Consider the following 20,647-nt stretch of genomic DNA (forward strand, 5'->3'; position numbering starts at 1 on the left):
GCCGTGACCGGCGACGCGGGAGGCGGGCCGGCCGGCGTGGACGTGGGGACCGCCGGAGTGGTGGCCGGGGGCGCCGGTCGCGGGGCGGCGACCACGGCCACCGGTGGCCGCGGTACGTCGCCGAGGTGCCCCGCCACCGTCCACAGTGCCCAGCCACAGGAAGCGGCGGCCAGGAGGGCCGCCGCCAGGCTGCTGAGTTTCTTCGTCGTCACAGGCATTTCAGAGGTCCAGTACCAGCTTCCGGCCGCAGGAGCGGGACACGCAGATCATCATCGTCTCGTTCGCCGCCCGCTCCTCGCCGGTGAGCACGGAGTCGCGGTGGTCGGGCACCCCGTCGAGCACCGGGGTTTCGCACGTGCCGCACGTTCCTCCGCGACACGACGACAGCACCGGCACCCCGGCGTCCTCGGCCACTTCGAGGATCGACCGGTCGGCGGGCACCGTCAGGGTCAGCCCCGACCGCGCGAGCTCGACGTCGAACCCGGTCGCCGCGCCGGTGTTCTCCTGGGGCGAGAAGCGTTCGACGTGCAGGGTGAGATCCGGCCGCGCGGCGCAGGCTTCTTCGGTCACGGCGAGGAGCGGTTCCGGCCCGCAGCAGTAGACCGCGGTGCCGTCGTACGCCGTGTCGAGCACCCCCGGCACGTCGAGCAGCCCCTCTTCGTCCCGCGGCCACGCCAGCACCCGGTCGCCGTACCGCCCCCGCAGCCGCGCGGCGAACGCCATCGACGTGCGGGACCGTCCGCCGTAGAGCAGCCGCCAATCGGCGCCGCCCGCGTCGGCCGCCGCGATCATCGGGACGAGCGGGGTGATGCCGATCCCGCCCGCGATGAACAGGTACCGCTCGGCCCGGACGAACGGGAAGTTGTTGCGGGGACCGCGGATCCGGACCCGATCGCCCGGGAGCAGCGCGTCGTGCACGTACGCGGATCCCCCGCGCCCGGCCCGCTCGCGCAGCACGGCGACTTCCAGCACCGAGCGGTCACCGGGGTCGCCGCAGAGGGAGTACTGGCGGACGAGGTCCGGGCGGAGCACCAGGTCCACGTGGGCGCCCGGAGCCCACGGTGGCAGCCGGTCCCCGGCGGGGTGGCGGAACACCAGCCGGACGACGCCGTCGGCGATCGTCTCCTTGTGCGCCAGCAGCACTTCGAGGTCGAGGTCGGCCGAAGGAAGGGTGTTGACGGTCATGGCTCTCCCGGATTGTCCGCGTCGGTTCGCAGAACAAGTGAAACCAGCGCCGGAAACAGCAGCATGGCTGAGAAATAAATTCCGCGTATCGCCGTTTTCACGGCGCGCAGCCGGGGCGGTGAGTTTTTTCCCGGACCCCAGATCGGCTCTGCTGTCAAATACTACTCGTTTCCGCCGTCGCCGCAAGACGGCTATTTCTGTCGCTGGATCGCCTCAGCCGAGCGCGAAGCGCACCGACCGCAGGCCGGGGCGGGGTTGCGGCCAGTCCCGCAGCATTTCGTCGTGCTGGACCGGCCACTCGCAGACGACGATGTCGAGGTCCCGGCCGAGCTGGCCGGCCAGCCGCGTCAGGAACCCGTCCGCCTGCGGTGCGTCGAACGGCCCGCGCTGCGCCTGGAAGAACACCATCCCGCGCTGGGACAGGGCCAGCAGGAGGTTCACGTTGCCGAAGTGGTCCCGGAATCCGGTCAGCAGGTTCTGCTTGCCGGCGACCGGCCCGCGGCGCGGATCGGCCGGCGCGTGCGGCCGCGTCCAGGCGAGCCAGCAGACTTCCGCGTCCGCGTTCCCTTCGTCGCCCGGCCCCGGTTCACGGGGACGGCTGGAGAGGATCCGGCCGCGCCGCATCTGGAGCAGCCGGCGCTCCTCGACCAGCCCCCAGCGGGTCAGGTACTGGGACACCGTCGGCGAGCTGACCAGGATGCCGAACTCCCGGCGGACCAGCTCGGAGATCGCCTGCCGGGTCCAGAGCCGCTGCGGCAGCCCGCACGCTTCGGGCAGCCCCGCCACGATCGTCCGTACGACCCACGCCTGCTGCGTGGCCGACAACGCGAACTGCTCGCCGGGCCGCCGTCCCCGGCGCCGCGGCCGGAACGCCTCGTCGCCCTGGCGCTGGTAAGCCGCGACCCAGGCGCCGACCGTCTTGCGGGAGACGCCGAACAAGCGGGCGACCTCCGCCCGCGTCACGCCCGCTTCGACAGCCGCGACCGCTCGCCGCCGGAGTGCTTCGAGAGCGTCCGCGGAGAGACTGCGCGCATCACGGTCGGGCACGGTCAAGTCCCGAATGATCACAGGTGCGCTGTTCATGAGGAACTTCCTTTCGTGAACGGGATGTCACCGTTCGTCCCTCCTGCGAAGCTCGCCGTAACCGGGGAGTAACTCCAGCTTCGCGGCCGGCCGGGTCAGCGGGGGCGGTGGCCGCCCCACCTGCGCACGAGCTGGGCACCCACCGCGGCGAGCAGCAGGATCGCCACCAGGACCGGCCAGGAGAGCTGATCACCCCGCGGCGGCGCGGCCAGCGCCTCCGCCGAACCGGCCACCCGGCGGGCGTCGGTCACCACCGGCGCGTCGCCGGCCGCCGCCTGCGGCATCCCCGAACCGGCCGGCATCGGGAACCCGGCCCCCGGCAGCTGTCCCGGGATCGGCGTGCCGAACACCGCGCCGCCGTCCGGCGTCGAGCCGGGCACCGCCGCGACCGTCCACTGCCGGCCCGCGATCGGGGTGCCGCCGTCCGGTGACCCGCCGGCCGCACCGGGCGGCACGGACTGCCCGGGTGCCGGGGGCGCCGGGCGCGGGGAATCCGGCGGAGCGCCCGGAACCTGGCCGCGCACGACGATGCCGCAGAGCGAGGAGAGCGAAGTGCGCACCGTGGACACCAGCGGGGTGAGCACCGGCGCGAGCACGGGGAGCTCACCGAGGCGCGCGATCACCGCGTCCGCGATCCGGCTGCCCGGGATCTCGGCCTGCCCGGCGGGAACGGTCCCCACCGGGATCGGCGCCGTGCCGGCCCACGCCGACCGGAACACCCCGGTCAGCAGGCCCAGCGGGTCCAGGCCGGCGAGCGCGGACACCACGGGTTCGGTCACCGACGCGGGCGCCAGCGCCACCTGCTCGCCCGGCACCCCGGTCACCGTGGCCGAGCACCCGGCCACCGTCGCCGGGGGCTCCGCCGCGAGCGCGGGTGTGGTGGTCAGCAGGGTGAGGGTCAGCGCGCCTGCGGTGAGAATTGGCGTGGTTCGCACGTGTCGCCTCCTCGGACGCCGGACTCTTGGCCGGGTCTCAGGTATTCGCGGTTCCGATGTGCCAGGCTGGGAAAACTCCGACGACGGCATCGTGGCAGGTTCACGGCTTTCTTGACCAGCAGGGCGAAAACGGGCAGGACGGTTCATTGCGGAGAGGTTGCGTTCCCGCACGCGACGCTCTCACCAGGGCTTATGCGGATCTCTGTCCATTCAGGACGGAAACGGCGGATCGAGTGCGACAGGCAAATACCGGACACTTCGGAAGCAGCAGGAACGAGGTCACGATCGGCGCGGGTCCGAGCAGGTGTAACCCTTTCAAAGCAAACGCGGAACTTCTCTCCCGCGACATCACCGGACGCACTCCCCGAACCCGGGAAACTGTTTACGCCCGGGTAACACGTCATGGACAAGAAAAAACCGCCGATCCGGAATCCGGATCGGCGGTCGCCGTGCGTCGGGGTTCAGGCCGGGAGCTCGACGTCCCGGCCGGGTGCCGCGCAGTCGTCGAGCAGCGCCGCGTGGGCGGCGGGCCAGTCGTGCGGGACCAGCCGGACGTCCCGGCCGCACTGCATCCGCAGCCGGTGCCGGAACTCGGCGATGCCGGTGAACGGCGTGGTCCTGGCCAGGAAGTGCAGCGCGCCGCGGCCGCTGACCGCGACCAGTGCGTGCAGCCCGCCCGGGCCCGCGGGCGGACGCGGGTGGGTCCAGGTCACCAGCAGCGTCCCGGGTGGGCAGCCGGCCCGCCGGGGCGGCCGGCCGTCGTGCCCCAGCAGTTCCCACCGGAGCAGGTACTTGTCGATCGTCGTCCCGGCGAGCACCACCCCGCATTCACGCGCGACCAGCTCGGCCACCGCTTTCCGGGTCCACACCAGCCACGGCAGCCCGGCCTCGTCGGGCGGTCCGGCCGCCAGGATTTCGACCAGCCTGCCCTGCTGGGCCGCGGACAGGACCAGCCGCTCACCGGTCCGGCGGCCGCGAGGCCGGGGCCGCAGCGTCGGCTCGCCGCCGGACTGGTAGGCCCGCACCCAGATCCCCACCGACTTCCTCGACACCCCCAGCATGCTCGCGACCCGCGTCTGCGACAGCCCCGATTCGACCGCGGCCACGGCCTGCCGCCGCACTCGCTCCAGCGCATCGGGGGGCATGCTCCGGGCGCCCCCGGTGCCCGGATTCCGCTGTACCGCCACCATCACGACCCCCTCCGGTTCCGACGGACTGCTGCTCACCCCGCTCCGCCCGGACTGTCTCCACAGGACACCGCGGCCCGCCGGCCGAAGACTCCGGCGACGGCGGGCCGGGGCGCCCGGTGCGGTTGCGGCCCCGATTCGCGGCGAAGGTGCGCGCACGGTTTTCCCTTCGTGGGTGCCCTGTCGCGACCGGACCATTCCCGGTACGACCGGATGGCGGAATGGAATACGTGGTCCGGCCAATGGTGCGGGATCACATGACGGACAGATGACGCCGTCGTTGACAGTTCATTACGGGAAGCTCCCCGCCGCCGGAAAGCCGCCGATCCGCTCCGGTGTGGCCCGCACCGGGCCCCGGCCTGCCGGAAATAGGTGCCACGCGGCCCGCGCGAAGCGAACGGCGCAATCCCCGTCCGTGCACGTCAGGCTAACAGCACCAGCACCTGTCCGGCCGAACGGGTGAATCACTTATTTGCCTGACGGTCCTTCCCTTGACTTCGGCGCCCCGATCATTCCGGATCGATTCCCCCGAAGTGCGGCACTCACTGGGGGATGAGCACGATCTTGCCGCGCGAGTGCCGGCGCATCAGGTCGCGGTAGGCCTGGCGGACCTCGGTGAGCGGGTAGGTGGCGGCGATCGGGACCTCGAGATCGCCCGCCGCGACCAGCTTCACGAGCTCGGTCAGCACCTCGGCGGTCGCGGAGCCGGTCATGCCCTCGGCCTTGACGCCGGTCCGTGCCGCGCCGGCGAAGTCGATGATGGTGTTGATCCGGTCCTTCGCCACCCCGAGTTCCAGCGCCAGGTCGAGGTAGCCGTCCCCGAAGTTGTCGACGAACGCGTCGACGCCGTCGGTCGCCGCCTCGCGGATCCGCTCCAGCACGCCGTCGCCGTAGGCCACCGGGATCACGCCGTGCTCGCGCAGCCAAGCGTGGTTGGACTCGCCTGCCAGCCCGATGACGGTGGCTCCGGCGAGACGGAGCAGCTGGACGGTCAGCGAGCCGACCCCGCCGGCGGCACCCGCGACGACGATCGTGTCGCCCGGACCGGCCCCGACGGCCCGCACGTTCGCGTGCGCGGTGGTGCCCGCGACGAACAGCGAACCGCCGGCCTCCCACGACACGGCCGGGTCCCGCGGCACGAGCTGCCCGGCGGGGACGACGACCAGCTCGGCGTGGCTGGCCCGGGTGTCCACCCAGCCGATCACCTCGTCACCGGCCGACCAGGTGCGCACCCCGGAGCCGACCTCTTCCACCACGCCGGCCAGGTCGCTGCCCTCGCCGGACGGGAAGGTCGCGGGCCAGCGCTCGTGGAGCGCGCCGATCCGGATCGTGTTCTCACCCGGGTTGATCCCGGCGGCCCGCACGCGCACCAGCACCTCGCCGGCCGCCGGTGCCGGCCTGGGCACCTCCCGCACCTCCAGCACATCGATGTCGCCGTAGTTGTCGAACCGCACTGCCTGGGGCATCTCGCCCCTCCTTCCGGAGTCCTTGTTCCGAGAACCAGCAAACCGGAGCCGGGAGGCATGATCCATGCTGGATCCGCGCGAAAAAATATGCGATCGTCTCATGTCGTGGACGTCCTGACAGATCTGCTGCAGCGCTCGCGGGCTCGCGGCGCCGCGTTCTCGCACTCGACGGCGCGCGGGCCGTGGGGTGTCGAGTTCCCCACCGGCGCCAAGCTCGCGATCCACGGCATCCTCGGCGGCGAGGCGTTCGCGTGGACCGACGACCCCGGCCGGTCCCGCCGGGTGCTGCCCGGCGACGTCGTGCTGATCCGCGGCCCGGTCCGGCAGTTCATGGCCCACACGCCGGGCGCCGACGTGGTGCCCTTCGCCTACGAGCGCTGCTCCACCACGGCGGGAGGGGCGCGGCGGATGAAGTTCGGCGCCGAGTCGGGCGACCCCACCACGTTCTTCTGCGGCGCGTACACCTTCGAAGGCGAACTCTGCGCCGGGCTGCTCGCCGGGCTGCCGGACCTGACCGTGGTGCGCCCGCGCGCCGGGTCGAGCCTCCGCGCGACCCTCGACGTGTTCGCCGCCGAAATCCTCCGCGACGCGCCGGGCCAGCAAGCGTTGCTGGACAGCCTGCTCGACGTCGTCCTGGTGCAGGCGTTGCGCGAACAGCTCACCGCCGACGTGCAGGCCGCGCCGGCGTGGTTCCGCGCCATGCACGACCCGGCGGTCGGAACCGCGTTGCGTGCCGTGCACGAAGCCCCGGCCCGCGCCTGGACGGTCGCCGACCTCGCCGGCGAGGCATCGCTGTCACGCGCAACGTTCGCGCGGCGGTTCACCTCGCTGCTCGGCGTGGCCCCGCTGACGTACATCGCCGACTGGCGAATGGCATTGGCACGCGAACAGCTTCGCGAAGGCGACGCAAGCCTGGCCGCGATCGCGCATTCCCTGGGCTACGCTTCCGAATTCTCGTTCGCCGCCGCCTTCAAGCGCCACCACGGCACCCCACCCGGCCGCTGGCGCACGTCCAAGGCGATGGCGGGGTAAGCCGAAGCTCCGAGGTCGGCGGCCGGTTCGTCGACACGCCGGGCCGGAGCGGTCGCGCCCAGCCCGGCGCTCACCAGCTTCAGCGCAGGCCGCAGCGGATCGCCGATGTCGAACAGTTCCCCGGCCAGTTAGGGCGCTTCGAGCATCAAGCGCATGCCACTTCGCCGGAGCCAGGTCTCCGCAACGTGCGGGACAGCAGCAGGCCGTCCGGCGGCCTCCGCGACCAGCCTGCTCACGAGAGCCGAGTCGACCGCGACGGCCGGCCGGACCACCGCTTCGCGCCGTTCGTCCGAGCCCATCGGACCGACCAGGACCTGGGCGGTCGACCCCGAGCACCAGTTCGCCCGGTGGTCCGGAATGCCGGTCGCGTTTTCAAGGCGCGCAGACCGGCGGCGAACTGCGACAATGCACTTTCGTCGTGCCGATGAGCAGGCCGCGCGTACAGCCGGGAATTGCCGTTTCGGAAATACGCATTCGAGCACAGGTGTCCTTTCGGTGCAGAGCATTTGCGGATACAGTCAATGCTGTGTGACCGAAGGGGGTAGGTCGACATGAGTCGCGGGGACGACATTCTTGCGCTGGTCCGGTTGTCCACCGAACCCGGCGCGGTGCGGACGATGCTCGACTGGCTCGCCGGGCGCACCGGCGGCACGGTGGCGCTGCTCGACGTCGACGGCCGTGCCGTGGCCGCGCCTTCGGCAGGGCGCCGCCCCCGGCCACCGTTCTTGGAGGCGGCCACCGCCGCGGTGGCCGACATGCACCGGCGGGGGACGCCGTCGGCCGTGCTCGACGGTCGGTCGGGGATCATCGATCTCGTCTGTCTCGACACCGTGCGCGCGCCGGTGGCCGCCGGCGACGCGGCTCCGTACCTGGTGGTCGTCGGCCGCCGAGACCGCCGGGACGGCGCCCTGCTCGCCGACGCCTCCCACCTCCTCGGCCTGTGCTGGCGGCTGGAGCGGGCCGAGCACCACCGCGAGCGCGTCGACCTGGCCATGGCGCACAGCCGGGAGGCCGCGCTCCACCTCCTCATGATCGGCAGCGTGGCCGCGGCGCAGCGGATCGCCACGACGCTGGGGCCCCGTCTCCCCGAACTGCTCCGGGTGTACCTCGTGGAGTGCCCGCCCCACCGGCGCCGGCAGGTCGCGGAGCAGATCGACCGTTTCGCACCGAGCCGGGCGTGGATCGTGCCCTGTCCCGTCCGCGCCGGTCACCTGATCGCGCTCGTGCCATCCGCCGGTGACCACCCCGCCCCCGGGTCCCCCGCACAGCTGGACCACCTGATCACCGAAAGGATCCACGAATCCCGGCTCGGCGTCAGCGAAGAGGTGCCGCTGCGGGATACCGCGAACGGCTACGAGCAAGCGTTCCACGCCCTCGCCGTGGCCCGCGGCGTGCCGGGCAGGTACGCCTGCTTCGACCGGCACACCGACCTCACCCCGTTCGACGACCCCCGCGGCCACGCCTGGGCCGCCGGGTTCCTGGCCCCCTGCCTGTCCTACACCCCCGCGCGCCGCGCCGATCCCGGGGCCGAAGAGCTGTTGGCCACCCTGAACTCCTGGCTGACGTTCGACAGCGGAGCCAGCCGCCACCTCAAGATCCACCGCAACACCCTCGCCGCCCGCATCCACCTCCTCGACGAGCTCCTCGGCCTGGACCTCACCAGCGTCGCCGACCAGACGGCTGCCTGGCTCGCACTGCGGCTGCACTCCGCCCGGCACGGCCAGGCCACGCCGCCGGAGGCGGCCCGGACACCTTCGCTGGACGAGCTGCTGGCCGCCCCGGCGACGCGAGCCTGGGCTCGAACCCGGCTCGATCTCCTCGAGCAGGCAGGCCGGCGGGCCGGGTTCGACACGGTCCGCGCCTGGCTGTGCGCCGACACCCGGATCTCCGCGACCGCCGCGGCCCTCGGCATCTCCGCTCCGGCCGCCCGCAAGCGGCTGACCAAGATCGAACAGGCTCTCGGCCGCTCACTGCTGCACACGCCCAGCGCCAAACACGAGCTCTGGCTGGCCATGCGGGCGCACGGCGCGGTGTAGGCCGGCATCACTGTTCACCAGGAAACCGCTGCGCCGTCTCGCTGTGCACTCCGGAACTCGCCAACCCGCGCGGCGCGTCGCTAACGTCGGGACAGATCCACCATAAGGGGCACCGGGGGTTTCAGGTGGAGACAAGACTTCTGCCGTTGGTGGCACTGCGATGTCTGATCCACCACCTCGCCCCGTGCCGGCACGGCCCGAACCCACATCCGAGGAGAGCTGCATGCACTCACGTGCGATTCGCCTGCTGCTGACCATTTCCGCCACGGCCGGTGCCTTGCTCGCCGGAACCGCGGCGACCGCTGACGCCGATCCGGGCAGCCCGCTGCAAAACCGCGTCGACCGTTACCTCGCCGAGATTCCGGGCAGCCACCAGGTGGCCGCGGACAAGATCAGCATCCCGGGCGGGTACCTGACCGTGGGCAGCGCTGTCCGCAAGGCATGCACGCCGGACTGGCTCTGCGTCTGGAAGTACGACAACGGGTTCGACTCCGCCGAGTACTACTACTGCGGCACCTACGCGCTGCACAACTGGATCGGCTACGGCGGACTCGAAAACAACCAGACGGAAGGCACCGTATCGCTGTTCCAGGACGAGAACAAGAAAACCCTGTGGAAATCCGTGGCCTACGACTTCCACAACCACGTCGTGTACTGGACGCCGATCTACTACATCACACCCTGCTGAAAGGTTGGTCACCATGCATCGGACAGCAAGCACGCCGAGGGTCTTGGCTGCACTCGTTGCCCTGCTTTCGGTATCCGCGTTCGTCACGCCTGCGGCACAGGCAGCCGGAACGCAGGAGCAGAACTTCTCCGGCGCGGCCACCGGCACACCAAGGGCCTGGTCCCCCACCCTGAGTCCGTTCTGGCCCAAGGGCAAGAACGGAGGACCGAAGGAACTGTACTTCCCGAACGTGACCACGGATGCGCGGGACGCCGTGCTCAACGATTGCCCGCGCGGGTTCCTGTGCATCGCCGACGGCGAAGGTGACGGACAGCACACGGTTTACGTGCTCTACTACTGCAACGAACGCGTCCTTTCGAACTTCATCGGCCGTGGCGCGGCCACCAACAACCAGGCAGGCGAAACAGCGGCCATCCTGTACCAAGACCACACGTTGATGCGGACCATCGACGCGAACAAGGCCCCGGTCCGCATCGACGACTGGGGGCCCGCATACTTCCTGGACCCCTGCATCTGATCAGACCAGTGAGGTTTTGATGCCAACGTTCCCGCAAAACAGGTTGCCCGTCACACTGAGAAGAACACTGGCCATTGTCGCCGCTTTATTGGTCTTGTCCGCCACGACAGCCGCAACAGCGCGGGCGGCGGAACCAACAGGTCGTTCACCCGCACCTGCTTCCGAACTGATGGCCCGGGCTCCGAGTCTGACACCATTCTACTCCGGCCAGGAGAGCAGGCATCCGAATTTGAGCACGGCCCGCCGCAACGACATCCTGCACAATTGTCCACCCAGTCGTCTGTGCGTCGCGGCCGGCGAGGGCGACGGCGAGCACACCGTGTTCGTGCTCTACCGCTGCGACCAGCGAACCCTCTCCAACTTCGTCGGAGACGGCGCCATCTTCAACAACCAACCGGGAGTTCCGAATATCGGCTTGGGCAAATTGGACGGATCCTGGAAGTTCTTCACCGTCGACATCCGCGGAATCCGCATCACTTGGGACCCCTATTGGTACATGATACCGTGCTGACGGCAGCGCGCGAAGCACGCCAGCGGTCATAAGATCGCCTCGAAGAGCTGACCGGAGCACAAGCAGGTTCTCGAGGTCGACTGGCACCAAACCGAAGCGGCGATCTACAACCGCTCGGCGAGGCCAACCGGCTACCTCAAGCGCTCGTGTTCGCCGGCGAACCGGTGCTCGCCATGCGTTACCGCCCCTCAGGCGCCGCCGCTCAGGCTCCGGTAGAAGTCCCGATGGGCGTTGGCGGCCGCGGGCCACGTGTAGCGCCGGGCCAGTGCCCACCCCGGTGCGGGGTCGGTGCCGTCGAGTGCGGCTCGCAGTTCGCGGGCGAAGCCGGGCGGGTCGGCGGCGAACCGGGCGGCGCCGCCGAAGACCTCCCGCAGGACGGGCAGGTCGCGGGTCACCACCGGTACCCCGGCGGCGAGGGCCTCCATCGCGGCGAGTCCGAAGCCCTCCTTGGTGGACGGGAAAGCGAACACCGCCGCCGATGCCACCAGGGACGGCAGCTCGTCGTGCGCGACCGGGCCCAGCACCACCGGCGAGACACCCAGCTCCGCGGCGCGTTTCTCCCAGCGCGTCCGGTAGTCGCGGTAGTCGAAGAGCGTCTCGCCGCCGGCGATCAGCAGGCGGAGGTCCGGCTCGGCCAGCCGGGCGTACGCCTCCAGCAGGTCCAGCGAGCCCTTGCGCGGCTCGATCCCGCCCACCGTCAGCACGTACCGCCCACGCGAAGAGTTGCGCGGGGCGGTCGCGAAGCGGTCGTAGTCGACGCCGTTGGGGATCACCGCCGCCTCGATGCCCCAGCCGTCGCGGACCTCCGCCGCCACCGAGGCCGAGACGCAGATGTGCGCGTACGGCCGGACGATCGCGCGTTCGTGGCAGGCCGCCAGCTCGGGCGTGGTGAAGGTGTCGAGGTGGTGGATCGTGCGGACGCAGCGGTCGACGGCGTTCGCGCTGATGCAGTCCTGCGCGTGCACGACGTCGTAGGCGCCGGGGGTGAACGCCGCTCGCAGCACGGCGATCGACCGCAGGATCCGCTCGCCGACGGTCTCGGCCGCGACGTCGGGGAACGGGACGATCGCCAGCCGGACCCGCGGGTCGACCGGCCGGAAGAACCCCGCGTCGCCGCCGCGCCCCAGCGTCCACACGGTGACGTCCTCGCCGAGTTCCGCCAGCGCCTCGGCCAGCGCGAGGGTGTGCACGACGCCGCCGCGGGGTTTGGTCGAGTAGCTCAGCAGGGCGATGCGCATCAGGCCTCCCGGTACACCGACGGTTTGCGTTCCCCCAGGTGGTGCAGGACGCGCCGGGCGTTGGCGAGCTCCTGCCCGACGTCGAGTTCGGCCACCGCGATCCCGGCCTTCGACCAGGTGCGGGCGAGGATCTCGCCGCCGGGTCCGACGACCTTGGCCTGGCCGAGGAACCGCATTCCGCCCATCGCGCCGGTCTGGTTGGACGAGACGAGCACGACCTGGTTCTCCGCCGCCCGTGCCTGGTCGTAGAGGTCGAACAGGCGGGACTGGCGATCCTGCGCCATCCGCGGCGCACGGTTGGTGATGCTGGTCGGCCACGCGCTCAGGCAGGCGACGATGTCGGCGCCGTCGATGGCGAGGGACCGGGCCGACTCGGGGAACGTCTTGTCGTAGTCGATCAGCATGCCCAGCCGCCCGACCGGCGTGTCGAACGCGGCGAAGCGGTCACCCGCCTCGTAGGCGATGCTCTCCCCCGGCGGCTGGTGGACCTTGCGGTGCCGGCCGAGCACGCCGTCGCCGGTGACGCAGACCGCGGCGTTGTAGCGCCGTGGCCCGTCGGCCTCGCAGTAGCCCACGCAGACGACCATCTCCGCGGCGAGCGAGGCGATGGTCTTCAGCTCCGCGCAGTCCGGGTCGAGCGCCGGTGGCAGCGCGTCCGGGTCCGGGTGGCGCAGGTCGGCGAGGTAGCCGCCGAGGGCCGCGTCCGGCAGCACCAGCAGCGCGGCGCCGGAGGAGCGCGCGTGGTCGATCAGCGTCGCGATGCGCTGGAGGTCGAAGTCGAGGTCGCGGCCGAAGTGTGCGGCCACGGCCCCTATGCGGATCTGCCCCATCCACGTGACACTAACGCGTAGGCCTCCGGCCGTCGGTCGGCCAGGTGTTCCATCGACCGCCGGGCCGTGGCCAGTGCCTGCCCGACATCGAGTTCGGCGACGGCCATGCCCTCGGCGACGCCGGTGTCGGCGAGGATCTCGCCGCCCGGGTCGACGACCTTGGCGCTCGCGACGAACCGCAGGTCGCCGAAGGTGCCGGACTGGTTGGCCGAAAGCCAGACGATCTGGTTCTCCAGCGCGCGGGCCTGGTCGAACAGGTCGAACCGGCGCTTCCAGCGGTCTTCGGCGAGGTCGGCGGCCGGGTTGGTCCGGCTGCCGGGCCAGGCGCTCATGCAGACGACGATCTCGGCGCCGTCGAGGGCCAGGGCCCGCGCCGATTCCGGGAACGCCTTGTCGTAGCAGATCAGCATGCCCAGCCGCCCGACCGGCGTGTCGAACGCGGTGAACTCCCGTCCCGCGCCGTAGCTGGCGTTCTCGGAGAGGGGCTGGTGGACCTTGCGGTGGTGGCCGAGGACGCCGTCGCCGCTGACGCACACCGCGGAGTTGTAGCGGCGGCCACCGGCGAGTTCGCAGTACCCCGCCGTGACCACCAGGTCGCCGGCCAGTGCGGCCAGCCGCTTCAGCTCCGGGCCGTCGGCGGCCAGCGCGGGCGGGCCCTCGGCGCCACCGTCGAGGTTGGCCAGGTAGCCGCCGAGTGCCGCTTCCGGCAGGGCCAGCAGCCGGACGCCTTCGGCCTTCGCCTCGCCGATCAGCTTCTCGATGCGGGCGAAGTCGGCTTCGAGGTCGCGGTCGAACGGCGCGGCGACCGCGGCCATCCTCAGTGTCGTCATGAGTTCCCCAATCCGGTGACGCCGCCGTCGATGGCGGTCGTCAGTTCGCCGTCGGGCCAGCGCAGCGTGACGCCGGTGCCCGCGACCAGTTCGCCGCAGGCCGCGGTGACCGCCGGCCCGGCGGGTGCCGGGGCGCCGGCGGTCAGCATCGCGAAGCCCGGGAAGCAGGTCAGCCAGTCCCCTGTGGACGCTCCACGCGGCCGTGGCACCTTCGCGACGTCGAGCACCGCGCCGCAGCCCGACGCCTCGGCCAGCATGCCGAGGGTGCCCGCGATCCCGGCCATCGAGACGTCCTTGGCCGCGGCCGGTCTCGCCTTCGCCACCGAGCCGAGCAGCTCGCGCAGTTCGGGCGTGCGGCGGAAGCTCGTCGAGTCCCACTGCCGCCCGGTGTAGCCGGGCCGCCAGCCGCCGCCGAGGTCGGCGGTGAGCCAGACGCGCTGCCCGGGTTGTCCACCGCCGCCGGGGACCGGGTCGGTGGTCCGGCCCAGCGCGGTGACCGACAGCGATGCCGGGACGCCGAACTGCGTGTGCCCGCCGAGCACCGGCACGCCGTACGCCTCGCTCGCCTTCCGCAGCCCGCTGAGGACACGGGCGGCGAACGACGCGTCCCGGGCGCCGAGCGCGTCGAGCAACCCCGTCGGCGTGGCGCCCATCGCGGCCAGGTCGTTGAGGTTGACCAGCACCGAGCACCAGCCCGCCCACTCCGGGTCGCGCTCGACCATGGCCGGGATGATCGCGTCGCAGGCCGCGACGACGTCGGTGCCGGGCAGCGGGACACCGTCGTCGCCGACGAAGCCGGGCACGCCGGTCAGCCCTCGCAGCAGCGGGCCGAGCGCGGCCTTCGTCGACCGGGCCAGCGCGGCGATCCGGCCGATCGGCCAGCGCATCAGCACGTGCTCGCGGCCGGCCACGGGCACCGGCCGTACCCGCTGCCAGCCGAGCCGGGTGAACAGCTTCTCGGTGCGGGTCTGCACGGTCGCTTCGAACCGCAGCGCGCCTTCGGCCTCGGCCCGGGCGCAGGCCGCGCGGACCAGGGCCGAGCCGATCCCGGGCGGCGAGCCGGGCGCGACGACCAGGCGCCCGCCGCGCCACCACCCGACGTCGGGCCCGTCGGTGGCCGGGCCGAGCCGGACCCCGCCGAGCACGTCTCCGGCGGTGTCCCGCGCGACCAGCACGATCGTGCGCGGGTCGGTGTCGTGGTCGTCGAGGTCGTGCCCGGTGAACAGGCCCTGCCGCGCCACGAACGCCTCGTGGCGCAACGCGCGGTACGCCGTGAGTCCACTGTGGCCGGCTTCTTCGACGTGGAACGCCGGGCGGGCGGCGACGCTGCGGACGTCACCGAGCAGCGCGAGGATGTCGTGGTCCACGTCAGCCTCCCGCCGCGCTGAGCAGCCCGCACGCGCCGCACGCGGCGCAGCCCGCGCCCTGGTCCGCCCCGGTCATCCCGGCGGCTCGCAGCAGCGCCGCGACCCGGCTGGTGACGTCGGCGACCAGCGATGGCGAAGGGGCGGTGGCGCCGTCGCGGCGGGCCAGGGTGCCGAGCATCGGCCGCATCGGGACGACGAACGGGTACACGCCCATGCCGATCAGCCGTCCGGCGCCCTCGACCAGGTCGTCCGGGTCTTCGCCGAGGCCGATCAGCAGGTAGGTCGAGACGCGGTTGCGGCCGAACACACCGACCGCCTCCGCCCACGCGGCCTCGTACTCGGCCAGCGGCACGGTCGACTTGCCCGGCATCCAGCGCCGCCGGACGCCGTCGTCGAGCGACTCGACGTGGATGCCGATCGACGTCGCCCCGGTGGCACGGAGTTCGGTGAGCACGCCGAGGTCGCCCGGCGGCTCGATCTGCACCTGGATCGGCAGGCCCGGCACGGCGTCGAGCACCGCCCGGACGCACCGGACGAGGTGCCGGGCCCCGCGGTCCGGTCCGGCCGTCGTCCCCGTCGTCATCACCATCTGCCGGACGCCGTCGAGGCGCACCGCCGCCTCGGCGACCTCCGCGAGCTGCTGCGGCGTCTTCGCGGCCACGGTGGACCCCGCCCGCAGCGACTCCTCGATGGTGCAGAACCGGCAGCGCTGGTCCTCGGCGTACCGGATGCAGGTTTGCACGACGGTCGTCGCGAGGACGTCCTTGCCGTGCAGCAGCGCGATCTTCCGGTACGGTACTCCGTCCGATGTGGACAGATCGTAGAACCGCGGCCGCGCCACCGGTGTCACGCTCAGGCCGAGGTCGACGCGGCCGCGGTGGATCCGGCCGTCGCGGACCTCGTACGGGCTGTCGTCGTTCAGCGGCAGCGTCGCGTTGGCACCGTCGACGACCAGGTGGCCGTCGTCGCTCGGCCCGGCGCCCTTGCTGCGCTGCACAGGTGCGTCCACCCGCACCCCGCGGACGGCGATGTCGGCGCGGATGTCCAAATCCTCTTCGATGCCAACGCGCACTACAGCTCCTAGAACATGTAGGTGGAGTTGATGATGGCGCCCTTGCGCGCGTAGTGGATCAGCGCGTCCTGCACGTCCAGGGGGTGCGTCGGGATGACGCCCTCGATGAGGTCCTCCTCGCGGGCGCCGTGCAGCGACAGCCCGAACCGGCAGCAGTAGGCCTTGCCGCCCTCGGAGATGAACGTCTTGAGCTGGTCGTTGATGTTCAGCTCGCCCGGGAAGGCGGCGTTGCCGGTGGTCGGGAAGCCGCGGGTGGCCAGGCAGTTCAGCGAGCCCGGGCCGTAGAAGTAGATCGCGGCCTCGAAGCCCTTCCGCAGTGCGCGGGTGGCCTGCAGGATCGCGACGAAGCTCACCGACGACTCGTGCGCGATGCCGTGCACGAGCGTGAAGTAGCTCTGGCCGGGTTCGGCCTGGTAGTCCGGGAAGACTTTGGTCCCGCCGTAGATGTTGGACCCCTGCGGCAGCGACGGGTGCGGGATCTCGTCGAGGCTGGTCTTCTCGGTCTCGGTCAGCTCTGCCATCGGTCTATTTCCCTTTCTTCGGTCCGTACAGCACGTCGAACGTGCCGCGGAAAACCAGGTCGGCGAGCTCGCCGTCGCCGGCCGCGGCGGCCAGCTTCGCGAGTTCGCCCTCGTGATCGCCCCACGGCTGGTCGGAGGCGAACAGCACGCGGTCGTGGCCGAGGCCACGGCGTGAGATCTCCTGGACGAGCCAGCGCGGGGTGAAGCCGATCGCCCACGACAGGTCGGTGTAGACCTGCTTGCCGGCGGCGATCCAGTCGAAGAAGCGGCCGCCGACGAGCTTGATGTGCCCGCTCATGCCGCCGCCGAAGTGGACGAGGTGCAGCTTGACGTCGTCGGCGTAGGTGTCGACGAGCTTGCCGACCTCGTCGATGTCGGACGCCGCGCCGGGCGAGGTGTGGACGTGCACGACGAGGTCGTGGTCCCGGGCGGTGGCGAAGATCCGGTCCAGCTGCGGCGTGCAGGCGGGATCGGACGCCCGGCCGCCGAGCAGGAAGCTGAGTTTCAGCGCCCGTACGCCATCTTCGCCAGCCAGCTTCAGTGCTTCTTCGGTCCGGTCGGCGTCTTCGGCGCGCGGGGACACCCAGAGCGCGGCGCTGATCCGGTCGTCCTCGCCCGCCGCTTCGACGCAGAGTTCGTTGAAGGAGAACGCGATCGCCGGGTCCGGCACGCCGTAGTTGGGGATCACCAGCGCGCGTTCGGTGCCCTCACGGTCCAAATCGGACAGCAGTTCGCCGATCGTCGCGCGGCTGCCGATCGCCGGCGCGACCGGCGGGCCGCCGTAGAACGGATACGCGGGCAGCACACCCAGGTGCCGGTGGGCGTCGTTGGTCCAGCGCATCACGCCACCGTCCGCGGCGCGACCCAGTCGTCGTCGGCCGGGTAGGTGCTCACCGGGGTACCGGAGAGCCACCGGACGTCGCCGCCCCGCCCGACGTCGGTGATCCGGCGGGCCAGGTACTCCGCGTCCGCGGCGACGCCGCAGAACCGGCCGGAGCCCCAGGTGTGCTGCCACGGCAGGCCGAGGAAGTACAGCCCGGGACAGCTGGTGACGCCGCGGTGGTGGGTCGGATATCCCTTGCCGTCGAACACCGGGACGTCGATCCAGCGGTGGTCGCGGCCGAACCCGGTGCTCCAGACGACGGCCGAAAGCGCTTCCCCGTCGAGGGTGCGCGGCCCGTCCAGCGGCTCCCACACCGGCCGGTAGCGCGGTTCCCGCGGCGCCTCGATCCCGCGCTGCGCGATGAAGGCGTCGATCGAGTCCTTGATGCCTTCGGACACGGCGTCGGCGGCGTCGAGGTTGCGGCGCAGGTCGTCCGCGAAGCTCAGCTGTCCACTTCGGACAGTGTCGAGCCTGCCGTAGAGCTGCATGCCGTCCGCGGCGAACGCGCGCAGGTCGATGTCGCGCCCGCCGTCGCGGCCGGTGACGTAGTGGTTGGCCCGGAACCGCACGGCGTCCGCGTCGGCGAACTCGTCGATCCCGCGGGCGTAGTAGCCCATCTGGTCGAGCCAGGCGACGACGTCGCGGCCGCGGTAGCGCCGGGCCACCCGCGGGGCCGACCCGACGGCGAGGTGCACGCGGCGCCCGGCCAGGTGCAGGTCTTCGGCGATCTGGCAGCCGGACTGCCCGGTGCCCACGACCAGGACGTCCCCGGCGGGCAGCTGGGCGGGGTTGCGGTACTCGGCCGAATGCAGCTGGACGAGGTGCTCGGGCAGCCGCTCGGCCAGCCGCGGCTTCAGCGGCACCTGGTACGGGCCGGTGGCCAGCACGACGTGGTCGGCGGTCAGCTCGCCGGCCGACGTCGTGAGCCGGAACCCGCCGCCGGGCAGCTGCCGCAGCCGCGTCGCTTCGACACCCTCGTGCAGCGGGACGTCGAATTCCCGCACGTACGCCTCGAGGTAGGCGACGATCTCGTCCCGGACCATGAACCCGTCCGGATCATCGCCCGCGTAGGGGAAACCCGGCAGCCGGCATTGCCAGTTCGGCGTGACCAGGCAGAAACTGTCCCAGCGGCGGGTCCGCCATTCGTGCCCCGCGCGCTCGCGTTCGAGCACCACGTGCCCGACCCCGGCAGCGGTCAGGCAGTGGGACATCGACAGTCCCGCCTGGCCGCCGCCGACCACGATCACCGGCCGGTGCAGGCCGTCGAGCTCGAAGTTCATGCCGATCAGTGCACCGGCGAACCATTTCCGGACGGTTTCATCCGGAACATCGGCGTGTTACCAGACCCTCGCCGGGTGACAACTTTCCCCGGCGCCGCTTAACATCGGGCCACGCCGCGGCCGGGACCGGCTACCGGGTCCCGGGCTTGCGGCTGCGCGCCGGCCCACCGCTATTGCCCCAGGGCGTCGGCGACCCAGTCGGCGATGTACGTGCTGGTGTGAGGCAGGTGGTCGAGGCCGATGTGCTCGGTCGCGCCCTCCGCCGCGGTGAACAGCCGCAGGTGGCGGTTCGGGCTGCTGACCGCCTGTTCGTACGACCGGTGCGCGTAGGCCACCGGGATCTGGCGGTCGTTCTCGCCGTGGCAGATCAGGAACGGCACCGTGATGTGCTCGACGACGCCGTCGAGGTGCACCGCGTCGGCGAATCCGGGGAACGTCTCGAGGTCGTCGTGGCCCCAGACCCACAGCACGTGCTCCCAGTAGTGCGGCACCGGACGCTCGCCCTCGCGTTCCAGGCGCCGGCGTTGCACCGCGCCCCAGTCGTGGTTGGCGCCCCAGGCGACCACGAGCGCGAGGCGCTTCTCGAACGCCGCCGCGCGCGGGGCGTAGTAACCGCCCAGGGACCAGCCGACGAGCCCGATCCGGGTGGCGTCGACGTCGTCGCGGGTTTCGAGGTAGTCCACGCACGCCGTCGCCCAGCCTTCCGTCTCGACGCGGGCGGTGAGCCCCTGCAGGCGCAGCGCCTCCCCCGATCCCGGGCAGTCCACCATCAGGCACGAGATACCGCGGGCGGCCAGCTCCGCCCAATGCCCCGAGGAGTACATGTGCTCCTTCGTCGAGTCCAAGCCGTTCCACATGATCATCACCGGTGAGCCCGTCCCGGCCGAGCTGAAGTACGCGGGCAACGTCGTGCCCTCGAAGGGGATCGCGACGCGGGCGATGGTGGGGTCCTTCAGGTCGAAGGCCTTCTGCTGCAGCTCCAGGACACGGCGGTAGGTGTCGAGCCGGCCGGGCGCGGACGCGCTTTGCAGGCGTTCGGCCTGGCACAGGTAGTTGGTCGCGCGGGCGTAGAGCTGCCCGGCCGTGCGGGTGTGGCCGGCCTTCTCGGCCTCCTCGGCCTGGCCGACGAGCTGGTCGGTCAGTGCCGTCCACGCCCGCAGGAACTCGGGAGTGCCGGCGTCCTCGCCCTGCGCGGCGGCCTCGCGGATGGGACGGCAGGCACGGTCGACCTCGTCGATGAGGCCACCGCTGTTGAGGGTGGCGACGACGCCGAGGTTCCAGACGTAGTTGCCGGGGAAGTACTCGAACACGGGGTTCCTCTCAGGTTCGTGCTGCTTCGCTGATCGACTTCACGCCGCCGTGCGCGGTCATCCCGCCGTCCACGGGGATGTCAGCACCGGAGATGTAGGACGCCTCGTCGCCGAGCAGGAACGCCACGAGCGCGGCGACCTCGACGGCGGTCCCGGTCCGCCCGAGCGGGGTCTCGGCGACGTTCGCCGCACGGAACGCGGGTGGTGCCGACGCGGTCATCGGGGTGTCGACGTACCCGGGGTGCACGGCGTTGACGCGGATGCCGCGCCCACCCAGTTCGAGGCAGGCCGCCCTGGTGAAGCCGCGCAGCGCCCACTTGCTCGCGGTGTAGGCGACCGGGTAATGGCCGGTCAGCGCGGCGGCCGAGCCCACCACGACGATCGAGCCGCCGGACGGCATCACCGGCAGGACCGCCCGCACCGCCCGCTGGACGCCGCCCACGTTGACGTCCAGCACGCGGGCCAGGTCGGCCGGCTCCAGCTCGTCGAGCCGGGCCCGCCAGGTGACGCCCGCGTTCGCGACCAGGCCGTCGACCCGGTCCAGGCCGGCCACGAGCCGGGCCCAGCCGGCGGAGTCCGTCACGTCGAGCGGCCGGTAGTCGACGCCGGGCAGGTCCGCGGTTTCGGCGAGGCCGGTGCCGATGACCGTGGCGCCGTCCGCGGCCAGGCGCCGGGC

At 71.9% G+C, this 20,647-nt stretch carries 21 protein-coding genes and 1 pseudogene; 5 read left to right on the forward strand and 17 right to left on the reverse strand.

Features of this window, described 5'->3' with window-relative positions; translation table 11 throughout:
• The 6 genes and pseudogenes from CCN39_RS51025 to CCN39_RS08445 all read right to left on the reverse strand — a co-directional run.
• Nucleotides 1–218 (reverse strand): annotated as a pseudogene (locus CCN39_RS51025) (hypothetical protein); the annotation flags it as partial.
• A 1-nt stretch (nucleotide 219) separates the two neighbouring features.
• Complete coding sequence (locus CCN39_RS08425; RefSeq protein ID WP_086840053.1) at nucleotides 220–1,185, reverse strand: PDR/VanB family oxidoreductase; 966 nt, start codon at nucleotides 1,183–1,185, stop codon at nucleotides 220–222.
• Between the two features lie 213 nt (nucleotides 1,186–1,398).
• Nucleotides 1,399–2,232, reverse strand: coding sequence for a helix-turn-helix domain-containing protein (locus tag CCN39_RS08430; protein ID WP_244210667.1), 834 nt, complete (start codon nucleotides 2,230–2,232; stop codon nucleotides 1,399–1,401).
• Between the two features lie 131 nt (nucleotides 2,233–2,363).
• Nucleotides 2,364–3,203, reverse strand: a complete 840-nt coding sequence (locus CCN39_RS08435) for a hypothetical protein (protein ID WP_086840057.1) — start codon at nucleotides 3,201–3,203, stop codon at nucleotides 2,364–2,366.
• Between the two features lie 461 nt (nucleotides 3,204–3,664).
• Entirely contained in the window at nucleotides 3,665–4,348 is a 684-nt protein-coding gene (locus CCN39_RS08440) for a helix-turn-helix domain-containing protein (protein WP_086840059.1), read from the reverse strand.
• 584 nt (nucleotides 4,349–4,932) lie between these two features.
• On the reverse strand, nucleotides 4,933–5,856 hold the full coding sequence (locus CCN39_RS08445; RefSeq protein ID WP_086840061.1) for an NADP-dependent oxidoreductase: 924 nt from the start codon (nucleotides 5,854–5,856) through the stop codon (nucleotides 4,933–4,935).
• A gap of 105 nt (nucleotides 5,857–5,961) precedes the next feature.
• On the opposite strand from CCN39_RS08445, the gene CCN39_RS08450 reads away from it, so the two are divergent.
• Nucleotides 5,962–6,888: an AraC family transcriptional regulator gene (locus CCN39_RS08450; RefSeq protein ID WP_208630176.1), complete on the forward strand. Its 927-nt coding sequence runs from the start codon at nucleotides 5,962–5,964 to the stop codon at nucleotides 6,886–6,888.
• 128 nt (nucleotides 6,889–7,016) lie between these two features.
• Here CCN39_RS08450 and CCN39_RS52765 read toward each other — a convergent pair whose 3' ends face one another.
• A complete protein-coding gene (locus CCN39_RS52765) occupies nucleotides 7,017–7,394 on the reverse strand; it encodes an nSTAND1 domain-containing NTPase (RefSeq protein WP_341867697.1) in 378 nt (125 codons plus the stop codon).
• A 45-nt stretch (nucleotides 7,395–7,439) separates the two neighbouring features.
• Here CCN39_RS52765 and CCN39_RS08455 point away from each other — a divergent pair, with 45 nt between their 5' ends.
• From CCN39_RS08455 to CCN39_RS49285, 4 genes are all read left to right on the forward strand, one after another.
• Nucleotides 7,440–8,924, forward strand: coding sequence for a helix-turn-helix domain-containing protein (locus CCN39_RS08455; protein ID WP_086840065.1), 1,485 nt, complete (start codon nucleotides 7,440–7,442; stop codon nucleotides 8,922–8,924).
• Nucleotides 8,925–9,147: 223 nt separating this feature from the next.
• Nucleotides 9,148–9,612, forward strand: coding sequence for a hypothetical protein (locus CCN39_RS08460; protein WP_086840067.1), 465 nt, complete (start codon nucleotides 9,148–9,150; stop codon nucleotides 9,610–9,612).
• A 43-nt stretch (nucleotides 9,613–9,655) separates the two neighbouring features.
• Nucleotides 9,656–10,129, forward strand: a complete 474-nt coding sequence (locus tag CCN39_RS49280) for a hypothetical protein (protein WP_143263982.1) — start codon at nucleotides 9,656–9,658, stop codon at nucleotides 10,127–10,129.
• 19 nt (nucleotides 10,130–10,148) lie between these two features.
• Complete coding sequence (locus tag CCN39_RS49285) at nucleotides 10,149–10,640, forward strand: hypothetical protein (protein ID WP_143263983.1); 492 nt, start codon at nucleotides 10,149–10,151, stop codon at nucleotides 10,638–10,640.
• Between the two features lie 188 nt (nucleotides 10,641–10,828).
• On the opposite strand, the gene CCN39_RS08475 is transcribed toward CCN39_RS49285, so the two are convergent.
• From CCN39_RS08475 to CCN39_RS08520, 10 genes are all read right to left on the reverse strand, one after another.
• The gene (locus CCN39_RS08475; RefSeq protein WP_086840073.1) at nucleotides 10,829–11,878 is read right to left on the reverse strand and encodes an MSMEG_0565 family glycosyltransferase; all 1,050 of its coding nucleotides are present in this window, start codon (nucleotides 11,876–11,878) and stop codon (nucleotides 10,829–10,831) included.
• Entirely contained in the window at nucleotides 11,878–12,708 is an 831-nt protein-coding gene (locus CCN39_RS08480; RefSeq protein WP_086840075.1) for a carbon-nitrogen hydrolase family protein, read from the reverse strand. Before CCN39_RS08480 ends, CCN39_RS08475 begins: the two co-directional genes overlap by 1 nt.
• Nucleotides 12,690–13,538 (reverse strand): carbon-nitrogen hydrolase family protein, encoded by an 849-nt coding sequence (locus CCN39_RS08485; protein ID WP_086840077.1) that lies wholly within the window; start codon nucleotides 13,536–13,538, stop codon nucleotides 12,690–12,692. Before CCN39_RS08485 ends, CCN39_RS08480 begins: the two co-directional genes overlap by 19 nt.
• A complete protein-coding gene (locus CCN39_RS08490; protein WP_086840078.1) occupies nucleotides 13,535–14,905 on the reverse strand; it encodes an MSMEG_0567/sll0787 family protein in 1,371 nt (456 codons plus the stop codon). Before CCN39_RS08490 ends, CCN39_RS08485 begins: the two co-directional genes overlap by 4 nt.
• Nucleotide 14,906: 1 nt before the next feature.
• Complete coding sequence (locus tag CCN39_RS08495; protein WP_086840080.1) at nucleotides 14,907–15,977, reverse strand: MSMEG_0568 family radical SAM protein; 1,071 nt, start codon at nucleotides 15,975–15,977, stop codon at nucleotides 14,907–14,909.
• Between the two features lie 8 nt (nucleotides 15,978–15,985).
• Nucleotides 15,986–16,498, reverse strand: coding sequence for an MSMEG_0572/Sll0783 family nitrogen starvation response protein (locus CCN39_RS08500; RefSeq protein WP_020638179.1), 513 nt, complete (start codon nucleotides 16,496–16,498; stop codon nucleotides 15,986–15,988).
• Between the two features lie 4 nt (nucleotides 16,499–16,502).
• Nucleotides 16,503–17,339, reverse strand: coding sequence for an amidohydrolase family protein (locus CCN39_RS08505; protein WP_086840082.1), 837 nt, complete (start codon nucleotides 17,337–17,339; stop codon nucleotides 16,503–16,505).
• Nucleotides 17,339–18,661 (reverse strand): MSMEG_0569 family flavin-dependent oxidoreductase, encoded by a 1,323-nt coding sequence (locus tag CCN39_RS08510; protein ID WP_086840084.1) that lies wholly within the window; start codon nucleotides 18,659–18,661, stop codon nucleotides 17,339–17,341. The genes CCN39_RS08505 and CCN39_RS08510 overlap by 1 nt, the downstream gene beginning before the upstream one ends.
• Before the next feature lie 170 nt (nucleotides 18,662–18,831).
• Nucleotides 18,832–19,971, reverse strand: a complete 1,140-nt coding sequence (locus CCN39_RS08515; RefSeq protein WP_086840085.1) for an alpha/beta hydrolase family protein — start codon at nucleotides 19,969–19,971, stop codon at nucleotides 18,832–18,834.
• Between the two features lie 10 nt (nucleotides 19,972–19,981).
• A partial coding sequence (locus CCN39_RS08520) for an SDR family NAD(P)-dependent oxidoreductase (RefSeq protein WP_143263984.1) occupies nucleotides 19,982–20,647 on the reverse strand: 666 nt, incomplete at its 5' end.

The sequence above is a fragment of the Amycolatopsis kentuckyensis genome (assembly GCF_002155975.1).
GTDB lineage: Bacteria > Actinomycetota > Actinomycetes > Mycobacteriales > Pseudonocardiaceae > Amycolatopsis > Amycolatopsis kentuckyensis.